General features: G+C 67.7%; 11 protein-coding genes. 7 read left to right on the top strand and 4 right to left on the bottom strand.

Going from position 1 to position 11,534, the window contains the following annotated elements:
• From VFW45_04485 to VFW45_04475, 3 genes are all read right to left on the bottom strand, one after another.
• Window positions 1–586, bottom strand: a 586-nt coding sequence (locus VFW45_04485; protein ID HEU5180024.1) for a hypothetical protein, incomplete at its 3' end; no start/stop codon positions are given.
• Window positions 587–611: 25 nt separating this feature from the next.
• Window positions 612–2,423: a SpoIVB peptidase S55 domain-containing protein gene (locus tag VFW45_04480; protein HEU5180023.1), complete on the bottom strand. Its 1,812-nt coding sequence runs from the start codon at window positions 2,421–2,423 to the stop codon at window positions 612–614.
• Window positions 2,424–2,430: 7 nt separating this feature from the next.
• A complete protein-coding gene (locus tag VFW45_04475; protein HEU5180022.1) occupies window positions 2,431–2,925 on the bottom strand; it encodes a hypothetical protein in 495 nt (164 codons plus the stop codon).
• A gap of 254 nt (window positions 2,926–3,179) precedes the next feature.
• Between VFW45_04475 and VFW45_04470 the strand changes: the two genes are divergently transcribed.
• The 7 genes from VFW45_04470 to VFW45_04440 all read left to right on the top strand — a co-directional run bounded on the left by VFW45_04470 (window position 3,180) and on the right by VFW45_04440 (window position 10,648).
• Window positions 3,180–3,821: a hypothetical protein gene (locus VFW45_04470; protein HEU5180021.1), complete on the top strand. Its 642-nt coding sequence runs from the start codon at window positions 3,180–3,182 to the stop codon at window positions 3,819–3,821.
• A 96-nt stretch (window positions 3,822–3,917) separates the two neighbouring features.
• Window positions 3,918–4,976 (top strand): hemolysin family protein, encoded by a 1,059-nt coding sequence (locus VFW45_04465; protein ID HEU5180020.1) that lies wholly within the window; start codon window positions 3,918–3,920, stop codon window positions 4,974–4,976.
• 44 nt (window positions 4,977–5,020) lie between these two features.
• Window positions 5,021–5,992 (top strand): MBL fold metallo-hydrolase, encoded by a 972-nt coding sequence (locus VFW45_04460; protein HEU5180019.1) that lies wholly within the window; start codon window positions 5,021–5,023, stop codon window positions 5,990–5,992.
• A gap of 76 nt (window positions 5,993–6,068) precedes the next feature.
• Window positions 6,069–7,058 carry a lysophospholipid acyltransferase family protein gene (locus tag VFW45_04455; GenBank protein HEU5180018.1) on the top strand — a complete coding sequence of 330 codons (990 nt, stop codon included), beginning with the start codon at window positions 6,069–6,071 and terminating at the stop codon, window positions 7,056–7,058.
• A complete protein-coding gene (locus VFW45_04450) occupies window positions 7,051–8,331 on the top strand; it encodes an FAD-dependent oxidoreductase (protein HEU5180017.1) in 1,281 nt (426 codons plus the stop codon). The genes VFW45_04455 and VFW45_04450 overlap by 8 nt, the downstream gene beginning before the upstream one ends.
• Entirely contained in the window at window positions 8,328–9,563 is a 1,236-nt protein-coding gene (locus VFW45_04445) for a beta-ketoacyl-[acyl-carrier-protein] synthase family protein (GenBank protein HEU5180016.1), read from the top strand. Before VFW45_04450 ends, VFW45_04445 begins: the two co-directional genes overlap by 4 nt.
• Window positions 9,560–10,648, top strand: coding sequence for a beta-ketoacyl synthase N-terminal-like domain-containing protein (locus tag VFW45_04440; GenBank protein HEU5180015.1), 1,089 nt, complete (start codon window positions 9,560–9,562; stop codon window positions 10,646–10,648). The genes VFW45_04445 and VFW45_04440 overlap by 4 nt, the downstream gene beginning before the upstream one ends.
• On the opposite strand, the gene VFW45_04435 is transcribed toward VFW45_04440, so the two are convergent.
• Window positions 10,638–11,534, bottom strand: an 897-nt coding sequence (locus tag VFW45_04435; protein ID HEU5180014.1) for a fatty acid--CoA ligase family protein, incomplete at its 5' end; no start/stop codon positions are given. The genes VFW45_04440 and VFW45_04435 overlap by 11 nt on opposite strands.

The following is an 11,534-nucleotide window of genomic DNA, read 5'->3' as shown; positions in this document are numbered from 1 at the left end:
TGTGCGTCTCCTCGGTGTCTGCGAGGACTTCCCCCTTGCCGGGACCCGTCACCTTGAACAGCTTCCCCTGCGTGCCGGTGCCGGCGTAGAGCGTTCCTTTGGAGTCGAAGAGCAGCGACCAGATGTAGGTTTCGCCCGGCGTGAAGTATTCCTCCGACTTTCCCGCCGGAGTGATCCGGTAGATCTTGCCGCGCGGCGAGGTGCCGACGTAGAGCTGGTCCTTCGAATCGACCGCGAGCGCATGCACCTCGAGCTCGGGGGCATCGAAGAAAAGCTCCAGCTTGCCTCCCTTGCCGAGGCGATAGACCTTCCCCTCGTTGCCGCCTCCCGCGTAGATCGTCCCTTTCGAATCCCTCGCCAGAGACCACAGGTAAGGATCGGCGGAGGTGGCGATCGTTGCGAAGGCGGGGCCGAGCCCCAGCATGCCGTCGGTCCCCAGGGCCACACCCTTCAGCTCTCCCGGCTCGCGCTCGGAGCGGGTGCGGTTCTTCCACACCTGCGAAGAGGCCCCCCAGGCCGGGAGCCCCACGGCCCCCACGACCGCCGCCAGCACCCATCCGATTGCGCGCTTCCGCCCGAGCGACATGCCTCCTCCCTTTCCGAGTCGAATGTCAGCGAACCTGAACGACGGTGCGGCGACCGCCCGTCAGCACGAATTCGGTGGATTGCATCGTCTCCAGCACGGGCAGCTCCGGCGCGGCATATTCCTCGCCGGAATGGCGGTTGCTGCTCAGGGTGAACAGTACCGACAGGGGAAGTGCCGGCAGGGTCTCCCCTTCCACCACCGCCCCCTGGCCGCGGCGCGTCATCTGGAGGTAGAGCACGTCGTCACGCCGCAGGGAATTGAAAAAGGCGATCATCTCGTCGACTCCCGGGGTCCCGGTGAAGCGCTGCTGCAGGACCGCGCCTTCCAGCCCGTTGAGGTTCCGGGCACTGGAGACGACGATGCTCAGCGGCCCGCGCGGAGTCTCCGGCGGCACGCTCACCTTGAATTCCCGCAGGATGGCGGGGCCGCGATACGGCTCGATCGTGGCGCGGACCGAGACCTCCTCACCGGGACGCACCAGGGCGGGGGTCACCGACAGCTCGCCGATCTTCGCCAGCTTCGCGTCGGGCACCGCCGCGACGCTGAGCCGGGCCGATTTCACCCGGACGTCCTCGAAGCGGTTGCCGTAGACCAGGCCGAACAGCGTGGCGATTTCCCGGGCGATGCTCGCGGAGGCGGAGGCCTGGGGCCCTCCGAGATCCGATTCGACCATGTCGTGCTTCAGCGTCGGATGACCTTCGCTCACCACCTCCAGGCGGGCCTGAAGTGTCGATTCCGCGGAGTATTCCAGCACGCGCTGCAGGCTCGCCTGCACCGACAGCCCCACCAGCAGCGGCGTCAGGGTGTCGTCGTGGACGACCTCGAAGGAAAGCTTGCGCTGCCCCGTGGGGAAATCGACGGCCACCTCGATGGGGAGCATTTCCGGCGCGGGCCCCAAGGACCCCTCGATGCAGGTGAGGCGATCCTGCTGCAGCGTCCCGATGAGCGAGGTGGAATTGGAGATCTTGAAGGAGCCCAGGAGCGAGGGATAGGTAATGACGATGTCGGCACGCGACATCGGGTAGCGCACCGCCCCCAGTCCCAGGAAAGGATGGCCGAAGGCCCAGACGCGGTTCCCCTCTACGTGGGTCAGCGTCCCGGTCGCGGCGATGCTCAGGTCGCCCCGTACCAGGGGCACGGCGATCGCCGTTCCCGGCTCGACGGCGTAATCCTGTCCCGCCGTGGACGATCCCCCGCCGCCGGCCGTCGGCTCCAGGCCGCGGGAGGCGAAGATGGGAGTGACCTGGCGAATCAGCTCTTCCGGATAGCCCGCGAAGACCAGGGGGGTGGCGATCGGCACCAGCCGCGCCGCCTCGCCTGGGAACGGGATGCCTGCGGCAACCTCGCTCGTCACGGCGGAAGGGGGGGAGGTCCACTCCTGGAGGATGGAGGCGGCGGTGGTCCGGCCCGAGCGCGCGGGCATCTCGGCGGCACGCAGCATGTCGCGGATGGGTGTGATCCCGGCGATCGCTTCCTTCTCGAAAGTTCCGAGCCGGTAGGAGACGGCGCCGAGGATCTTGCCGTCCAGGATTACCGGGCTGCCGCTCATCCCGGCGATGACCCCGGTGCGTTCCACGTTGTCACCATGCAGCCGGGCGACGATCATATCCTGCTGCGGGCCGATGGCGTTGCTCAACACCCCCAGGATCTCCACCTTGAACTCTTCGGGGGTCACGCCCTGGAAGACGGTCCGTCCCGTCCCCACCATCCCCGGGCGCAGCTGCGCCGGATCGTAGAAAGGAAGGGGCTTGGGCACCTCGGGCGCAGGGCCGGCGGCAAGGAGGCCGAGCGCGAGGAGGGCGGCGAAACCGAGCGGCCAGCGCTCCGCAGGTCTCATGCGGCGGCTATTCCTTGTCCCTGGCTTTCAGGCTTTTCTTGATCGCTTCGACGATGTAGTTCTGCATGGAGGGCTTCTGCTTGCGGACCCCCTCGTAGACCAGGCAGGGGAGCTTCAGGGAGATCTGAATTCCATCCTCCGTCAATCCGTCCAGCCACCGTGCGAACTTCTCCCAGCTTTCCCATTGCATCGGCTCCACGGAGCCGCGGCCATACAGCTCCACCAGGGTGATTTCATCCCGCAGCTTGAAGATTACGTTGTGCTCATCGTAATCGGCAAAGTCCGAATAAGCAAAGAACTTCACCTCGCCGGCCGTCTGATCCTTCCCTTTTACGCTGATTTCGGGCTGCTTGTTGCACCGCATGATGACCGAGTCCCCCTTCGCCTTGAAATGGAAGGCGAGGATCGGATCGGTGCGTCGATTGTTATCGGTGGGTGTCTTCAGGGCGCGATAGACTCGCCGGGCGACCGCATCATTGGTCGTATACGTATCTCTGGGCATTTATATCAGTCTCCCTGGAAAGACATAGCAGTCCCGAGGCGCTGAGATAGTAGATATCCCCCTGCCTTATTGTCAAGGGAAGCCCGCCAAACTTGCCGAAGTCCGCCCTGCGATTCGAGAGCCGCGGCCTACAGGTTTTTACTGGTTTTTTCCTTGCAGGGTGGGCGATCTCGGCGTACTAGGAAGATCTAGCCACGGAGCGTTTCGCCGAAAGGCGTATCCATCAAGGCTTTGAATGAAGGGAGTGGTCGCATATGGGCCGCAGGTGGGGAGTCTTTTTCGCGATATTCGGTCTTTCCGCAACCCTGGGATCGGCCGGAGTCCCCATCGCCACGGGAGATGATTTCCAGGCGCTGCTCGCGAAGCTGCATCCCGACTATGCCCGCTTCGTGGGTAGCATCCGGGTCGGCCCCAGCCGCTTCCACCCGGCTACCCTTTATATGGGTCTGGTGCGCTCCGGTGGCATTGACCCGACCCTCCGTGATGATGCGCCCATGCTGGGACGCGGGGTGAAGAACGACATCATCGTCTATGCCGATTCGCGCGAGGCGGACCGCAGCCTGGGCTGGGGGCTCCTCCTGATCGATCATGAATACTTCCACGCCCGCCACCTGGCGCGCGGCGATGCCACGCCCACCCCTTCTTTCGGCGATTCGGAGACGGACCGGCATTTCTACGAGGCGGTGGCGTGGGGCTACAACCTGGCGCAGGCCGACGAAGGGGAATACCCCGGGCTTACCCACGCCGATTACCTCGAAGCCTTCCGCAACTACAGCATGCACTTCGAGGAGTTCCGCGACTTCATCCTGAGGCGCGACCATCACGCCTGGGCGCACTACAAGCGATTCCTTCCCGATCCCGCAACCCGCACGCGCTCGGTGCTCGCCCAAAAGTAACCCTCCGCAGCGCGACCGTCGCCCAATTTACATCCCGACCCAATCCGGCTATCTTCTGGGCCTCGCCTCGCGCCGTGGAGCGGAAAGGGACCCTGCTTGAGCCTCTTGAGTATCGCGTTCCGGATCGTCGCGGCGCTGCTGCTGGTGCTGGGCAACGCCTTCTTCGTGGCGGCCGAGTTCGCGATCATCCGGGTGCGTCCCACCCGGCTGCGCGAGATCGAGCTCTCCGGCGACCCGCGCGCCCGCATCGCCGCCGGCATCCTGCATCATCTGGACTCGTATCTTTCGGCCTGCCAGCTCGGAATCACCATCATGAGCCTGGGGCTGGGCTGGATCGGCGAGGAGGCTTTCGCTCCCCTCTTCGAGGCGATGTTCCGGCCCCTCGGCTTCGGCTTGCTGGCGGTGCACTCCGCTGCCCTGGCCTGCGCCTTCGCCCTGATCACGCTGATGCACATCATCCTCGGCGAGCTGGTCCCGAAGTCGGCGGCCATCCGCCGACCCGGAAGGCTCACCGTCCGCCTCGCCATCCCGCTGCGGATCTTCTACCTGGTCGCCTTCCCGCTGCTGTGGCTGATGAACGGCGCCTCCATGCTGGCACTGCGCTCGCTGGGAATCCGGCCGCACGAGAAGGAGGTCCGCCAGTCGGAGGAGGAGCTGCGTATGGTCCTTACCGAATCCTCGCACCAGGGGATACTCTCCTCCGCCGAGATGGAGATCATGCAGCGGGCCACCCGCTTCTCGGACAAGAAGGCGCTCGACGTGATGGTGCCCCGCTCCCGCACCGTCGTCTGGGATCCCAAGCTGACGATCGAGGCGAATCTGGTCCGCACCCGGAAGTGGGGACATACGCGCTATCCCGTGGCCGACCGCGAGGGGAAGCGGTTCGTCGGCGTCATCAACATCAAGGATCTCGCCTGGCTCTCCCCCGCCGATCGGCAGCGCCTTGACCTGGATCGCCTGCTGCGCCCGCTGCTCGAGGTGGCGGCGAGCGATCGGATCGACATGATGCTGCGGGAGATGCGTCGCCGGCGTATCCACATCGCCGCGGTGATGGAGCAGGACCGGGCCATGGGGATCCTGACGATGGAGGACATCATCGAGGAGATTTTCGGGGAGATTCAGGACGAGTTCGAGCCGGCGCCGGCCCCTTCCTGAAGGCCATCCGCGCCGAAACCGCGGTGAATCTGGAGAGACCGATCATGCGCCAGGCCTGCCTGCTCTTTCTGTGTGCCGTCCTGGCGGCGGGGAACCTCGCCGCCCAGTCCCATCACGACCGCTCTCCCGACGAGATCTTCAAGCGCGAGGCGCTGTCCGGCAACGTCAGCGTCCTATATGGCCGCGGCGGCAACGTCGGCTTCTACGTCGGACCCGACGCCGTCTTCGTCATCGACTCGCAGTTCGAGAACATCGCCGCCGGGATCGTTGAGCAGATCAAGAAGGTCACCGACAAGCCGATCAAGTACCTGCTCAACACGCACCACCATCAGGACCATACGGGAGGCAATCCCGTCTTCCGTCCCTTCGCGATTATCGTGGCGCACGACAAGGTGCGCGAGCGCATGCTCGCCTCGCCGGCGCAGATCCTCAAGGAATACCCGCAGAAGCTGGCGGAGGCACAGAAGGCGGGCAAGCAGGACGCGGCGAAGTTCTACGCCGAGCAGATCGAATGGGCCCGCAAGGTCAAGGTGGAGGAGATCGCGGCCCCCTTCCTGACCTTCGACTCCGAGCTGCGGCTGGTCCTCGGGGATGAGACGATCGAGATCTGGCACACGCCCCCGGCGCACACCGACGGCGACAGCGTGGTCTACTTCCGCAAGGCGAAGGTGCTGCACGGCGGCGATCTGGTCTGGAACCGCGTCGTGCCGTTCATCGACGTGGAAGGAGGCGGATCGGCGAAGGGGTATCTCACGGCGCTGGACAAGGTCATCCCCAAGGTGGCATCCGACACCAAGGTGATCCCCGGCCACGGCGTGGTCATGGACGTCGCGGGGCTGAAGGTCTTCCGACAGTACATCGCCGACGTGCTGCAGCTGGCAGCCGCGGCGAAGAAGAAGGGGACGCCGCGCGACCAGTTCCTGGCGAGCGCCGACCTGCCGCAATACAAGGACTACAGCGGCTACGCCGACCGCTTCAAGGACAATTGTGCCGCCGCCTACGACGACGCGCCCTGAGGCATTGTCGGCGCGCCCCTTGCCGCATGCTCCGCGATTGTCTACCATTTCATCCGTCCCGGACCCAGGAGGCTCCTTGGAAGCCCCGTCCACCCTCGCTTCCCCCGACGGGTCCGCCCCGGTACCGCGCGGCCGGCGCTGGTATACGCACCGCTTCAACACTCCCCTTTCCTGGGAGCTGATTCTCCGCGTCACCCCGAAGCTTCCGAGAGTCGTGCTGGTTCCTCTCCACCACCTCACGACCACCCTCTGCTTTCTCTGCTTCTATCGCGAGCGCGCCGCCAGCCGGCGAAACCTGAGGCGCATCACCGGCAAGACCGGATTCGCGGGTCTGGCCGTCACCTACCGGCTGTTCTACAACTTCAGCCGCTTCATGGTGGGCTATGCCGGCCTGCGTGGCGCGCGCCTCGATCAGTTTCGCGATCGCCTGGATGGGCTGGAGGAGACCGACCGGGCCTTGAGCGCCCTGATCCGCGAGGGTAACGGCGTGATTATCGCGACGCTGCACATGGGGCATTGGGATCTCGGTCTCAAGCTGCTCTCGGCCTATGAGATTCCCACCCACGTGGTGATGGCGCAGACGGACCCGGCCGAGGTTACCCGCTACGCCGCGGAGGCGAGGGACAACCCCACCCTGCGGCCGCACCACCTTGGGGCGCCGATGCTCGGCGTGGAGCTGATGCTGGCGCTGAAGCGCGGCGAGCTGGTGGCCCTGCAGACCGATCGCTCCGCCGGTCCCGGCGAGATGCCGGTCTCCTTCTTCGGCGGCACGGTGCCGCTGCCGAGCGGGCCGGTGGAGCTGGCGATCGCCACCGGGGCGCCCATCCTGCCGATCTTCATTCTGTTCGGCCGCAAGGACCGCTTCCGCATCCTCTCGAGCGAGCCGCTGCGCTTCGAGCGCGGCGCCGGTCGGCGCGACCCCGCCGAACGGCAGCGCGCCATGCAGCAGGTTGCGGCTATGATGGAATCGATTATTTCCCGATATCCCGATCAGTGGTTCAGTTTCTACGATTTCTGGAAGAATTCCCCGGATCCGTCCGGCGCGCAGGAGGGCTCGCATGCATGACGTGGCCATCATCGGAGGCGGTCCGGCCGGGTCCACCGCGGCGGCGCTGCTGGCCGCCGCCGGCCGGGACGTCGTCCTGTTCGAGAAGGAGAGATTCCCGCGCTTCCATATCGGCGAATCGCTCCTCCCCTACAACCTGGATCTGTTCCGGCGCCTCGGTGTCCTGGAGGCGCTCGAAGGGCGGTTCGTCGAGAAGTGGGGGGCGCGGCTCTACTGCACCGACGGCTCCACGAACCGCTACGTCGAATTCAAGGAGGGCTTCGTCCCCGGGCATCCGTACGCCTTCCAGGTGCTGCGCTCCGAGTTCGACACCATGCTGCTGAACAACGCCCGCGCCAAGGGAGCGCAGGTGCACGAGGCCACGCGTGTGGTCGAGGCGGCCCCCTCCGCCCGCGACGGCTGCCGGCTGACCATCCGCCGCGCCGACGGCACCTTGTCCGAGGAGACTGCCCGCTTCCTGCTGGATGCCAGCGGTCGCGACGCCTTCATGGCCGGCAAGCGCAGCCTGCGCGACATGACGCCGCACCTCAGGAAAGCGGCCGTCTTCGCGCATTACGAAGGGATCCCGCGCGGCGAGGGACGCTACGCCGGGGACATCGTCATGGTGGTCCTGCGCGACGGCTGGATCTGGATGATTCCGCTGCCCGAGGGGAGGACGAGCGTCGGATTGGTGATGGAAGGCTCGACGCTTCGCCAGCTCGCCCTGCCTCCCGAGAAGCTGCTGGAGGAGGCGCTGCGCCGCGCCCCCGCGGCGCACGAGCGGGTCAAGAACGCCCGGCGGGTCAGCGAGGTCTACTCGGCCAGCGACTACAGCTACGAGTGCCGCGAGATCGCCGGGGATGGCTACCTGCTGCTGGGGGACGCCGCCGCCTTCATCGATCCGATCTTCTCGACGGGAGTATGGCTCGCCATGTCCTCCGGCGAGATGGCGGCCGACGCGCTGCACGCGGCGCTGGGAACCTCTCCGCAAGCCGCCGACCTCTCCCCGCGCGTGTTCGCCGATTTCGCCCGCAAGGTGCGCCATCACGTGCGCACCTACACCCGGATCGTGTCGCGCTTCTACGAGCCGGGCTTCATGGATATCTTCCTGCGTCCTTCGGCACGCTTCCGCGTCCGCGAGTCGGTGATCAGCCTCCTGGCGGGGAACTCGGAGCCTTCGCTGGCGGTTCGCCTGCGTCTCGCCTATTTCTATTCGGTGCTGCGCATCCATCGCCGGTTCCGCCTGACGCCTCCCGTCACCCTGTACAAGGTCCTCGAAGGCCCTCCGGCATGAGGCACCCGCAGCCGCCGTCCCGGCGGGTGGCCGTGACGGGACTGGGTCTCATCTGCTCTTTGGGGCGCGACGCCCGCGAAGTCTGGGGAAACGCGCTCGAAGGGAAGAGCGGCATCGACAAGCTCGACCTTTTCGATCCGGCCGGATGCCTGAGCGATGTGGCCGGGCAGGTCCGGCACCTTCCGCAGGTGGACGGATGGCCGCGCTCCGAGCGGCGCCGGGCATCGCGCACCGACTCGTTGTGTGTCGCGGCAGCGCTCGAAGCGGTCCGCCAGGCGGAACTGGAAGGCCGTCCGGAGCTGGAGCGCTTCGGCGTCTGCCTTGGAACCTCGACCGCCGGCATGCTGGAGTCGGAGATCTATTGCCGCGAGGCCATCGAGCGCTCTCCACAGGCCGCGCGCCCCTCACGCCTCCTGCGGCTTCCCAGCTCCACCCCGGCCGACGCGGTGGCGCGCCGCCTGCAGGCCTCAGGCCCGCGGCTGTCCAACATGACCGCCTGCGCCTCGTCGGGACTGTCGATCGGGCTGGCCGCCGATCTCATTCGCTCCGGGGAGGCGCCCGGCATGATCGCCGGCGGTGGCGACGCGCTTTGCCGCATGACCTACGCCGGCTTCAATGCCCTCAGGCTGATCGACGCACGGCCGGCGCGGCCTTTCGATGCCGCGCGCGCGGGGCTGTCGCTTGGGGAAGGAGCCGGGATCCTGGTGCTGGAGAGCTGGGAGGAGGCCGAGGCACGCGGCGCGCAGCCGCTGGCCGAGCTGCTCGATTACGGGGCGAGCTGCGACGCCGCGCACATGACCGCGCCGCATCCCGAAGGACGCGGGGCGGCCGCAGCCATGGCCGAGGCCCTGCAGCGCTCCGGCACCGCTCCGGAGGCGATCGGACACATCAACGCCCACGGGACGGGCACCTCCCTGAACGACCTTACCGAAGCGCGGGCCATCATGGCGGTGTTCGGCAAGGAGCGCGCTGCTCGCATCCCGCTCACCGCCAACAAATCGCTCTTCGGACACCTGCTTGGAGGATCGGGAGGCGCGGAAGCGGCGATCCTGGTCCTCAGCCTGCGACACCAGAGGTTTCCACCGACCCTTGGCTGGCAGACTCCCGACCCCGAGATGCACCTCGACGTGGTAGCGGGCGGGCCGCGGCCCGCCGCGTTCGACATGGGGCTGTCCAACAGCTTCGGATTCGGCGGAGCGAACTGCTCTCTTCTGTTCCGACGGGTCCCATGAGCCGCGTCGTCATCACGGGAATCGGATGCCTGAGCGCCGCCGGGATCGGCCCGGATTCCCTGCGCGCCGCACTGCAGGCAGGCAGGCCCCTCGGAGAGCTGGCCGAGCATCCCGGACCACGCGGCCGCCCGCGCCCCATGCGCGTCGCTTCCCTGCCTTCCTTCGAGCGGGAGCGCTACCTTGCCGCGCGCCGTCTGCGGCGGATGGGGGAGCTCTCGCAGATCTGGACCATCGCCTGCCTGATGGCCCAATCCGACGCGGGGCGGAAGGATTCCGAATCGCCCTGGCCGGCGCCCGAGCGGCGTGGCGTCCTGCTGGGGTCGGGCTTCGGCTGTACCGACATGACCTGGGACTACCTGGAAGGGCTGCACCGGGACGGGATGGCCGCCGCCAGCCCGTTCCTGTTCGCCGAATCGGTGGCCAACGCTCCCAGCGGACAGGCCGCCATCGAGACCGACTCGCGCGGCATCTGCATGACGCTGACCTGCGGCGATGCTTCGGCCGCCGCCGCCATGGTCGCCGCCGAGCGGGTCCTGCGCTCGGGGCGCGCCGACCTGGTCTTCTGCGGGGGATTGGAGATCCTGAGCCCGCCGCTGCGCCGCCCCCTCGCGGCGGTCGGGGACCCCTCGCACCTGGGGGAGGGGGCCGCCTGCTTCGTCCTCGAGACCCACGACTCCGCTGTCCGGCGCGGTGCGCGCATCATCGCCGAGCTGTCCGGCAGCGGCATGGCCTCTGATGCCGGCTGCGCTCCCAACCGCTGGAGCCGCGATCCGGCTCCCATTGCGGCGGCGATGCGCCGCGCCCTCTCATCCGGCGGGCGCGGCGAGAAGGGCGCTCCCGGATCGGTGATGCTGCACAGCTGTGGATGGACACCCGCCGAGGAAGCGGAGCGGGCCGCCGCGGAGTCGGCGTGCCCCGGCGCCGCCTTGCGCTCGGTGGCGCCGGTCGTCGGCGCGCACGCCGCTTCGGGAGGTCTGGCCCTGGTGGCGGCGGCGCTCGACACGGGACCTGAGGGGATCCTGGTTAGCGCCCACGCCTGGGGCGGGGCCTCCTACGCCCTCTGGCTGAGGGGGATCAGCGCCTGAGATCGGAGGCGCCGGGATCGCCGGCGCGGCGCAGCAGGGCCGCCCGATCGATCTTGCCGCGCTCGGTGCGCGGAATGGCCTCCAGAAAAACGATGCGCCGCGGCAGCTTGTAGGCCGTCAGATCCTGCCGCAGCCGGCGCATGATTGTCTCGCGGGTCACTTCCGGCTGAGCTACCAGACAGGCGACCAGGCTCTCGCCGCGCGCCTCGTCCGGCACGCCAAGCACCGCGACATCCCCCACTCCCGGAAGCCGGCGCAGCAATGCCTCGACCTCCAGCGGGTTCACCTTCCTGCCCGCCACGTTCACCAGCGCGCCGATGCGTCCCGTCAGCGTCAGCCGGCCGCGCGGATCGAGCCGGCCCGTGTCGCCGGTGAGAAACTTCCCGGCGCGGAACACTCCCTCGTCCGGACGGCCGGTTCCCTCCTCGAGGTAGCCGCTGGCGACCGCGGCGCTTTTCACCGCGATTCTCGCTTCCTCTCCTTCCAGCCGGATCTCGACCCCCGGGAGCGGCGTGCCCACGCAGCCTTCCTCCTGCTCCGCCGCCAGCCCCGCCTCCGAGGCGTCGTAGGCGATGCCGCCCGACTCCGAAGCGCCGTAGAAAGTCCGCACCGGCAGATGGAAGCGCCGCCGGAAAGCCGCGGCGGTCGCGGCGCGCAGCGGCGCCCCCGCCGAGATGCACAGCCGCAGCCCCGCGAAGCGGGCATCACTTTCCGGAAGGACGGAAAGCATGTCGAACAGCGCCGGGACCCCGGGAAAAACCAGCGAGTCGGCGCCGCCCAAGGCCTGCCGCAGTGGATCGGGAAGAGGGTCTTCCACGAGGCGCAGCGCCGTTCCCTGCAGGACGAGCGGCATGATCAGGTTTCCCAGCCCATAGGAGTGCGACAT

This window comes from Candidatus Polarisedimenticolia bacterium (assembly GCA_035764505.1).
In the GTDB taxonomy this organism is placed as follows: domain Bacteria; phylum Acidobacteriota; class Polarisedimenticolia; order Gp22-AA2; family AA152; genus AA152.
This window is presented reverse-complemented; position numbering and strand designations above follow the sequence as displayed.

What these genes read in the sequence shown, in the direction of transcription:
- VFW45_04450 (HEU5180017.1), top strand. Translation starts at nt 7,051, where the DNA reads ATGCATGACGTGGCCATCATCGGAGGCGGTCCGGCCGGGTCCACCGCG.
- VFW45_04460 (HEU5180019.1), top strand. Translation starts at nt 5,021, where the DNA reads ATGCGCCAGGCCTGCCTGCTCTTTCTGTGTGCCGTCCTGGCGGCGGGG.
- VFW45_04470 (HEU5180021.1), top strand. Translation starts at nt 3,180, where the DNA reads ATGGGCCGCAGGTGGGGAGTCTTTTTCGCGATATTCGGTCTTTCCGCA.
- VFW45_04445 (HEU5180016.1), top strand. Translation starts at nt 8,328, where the DNA reads ATGAGGCACCCGCAGCCGCCGTCCCGGCGGGTGGCCGTGACGGGACTG.
- VFW45_04475 (HEU5180022.1), bottom strand. Translation starts at nt 2,925, where the DNA reads ATGCCCAGAGATACGTATACGACCAATGATGCGGTCGCCCGGCGAGTC.
- VFW45_04480 (HEU5180023.1), bottom strand. Translation starts at nt 2,423, where the DNA reads ATGAGACCTGCGGAGCGCTGGCCGCTCGGTTTCGCCGCCCTCCTCGCG.
- VFW45_04440 (HEU5180015.1), top strand. Translation starts at nt 9,560, where the DNA reads ATGAGCCGCGTCGTCATCACGGGAATCGGATGCCTGAGCGCCGCCGGG.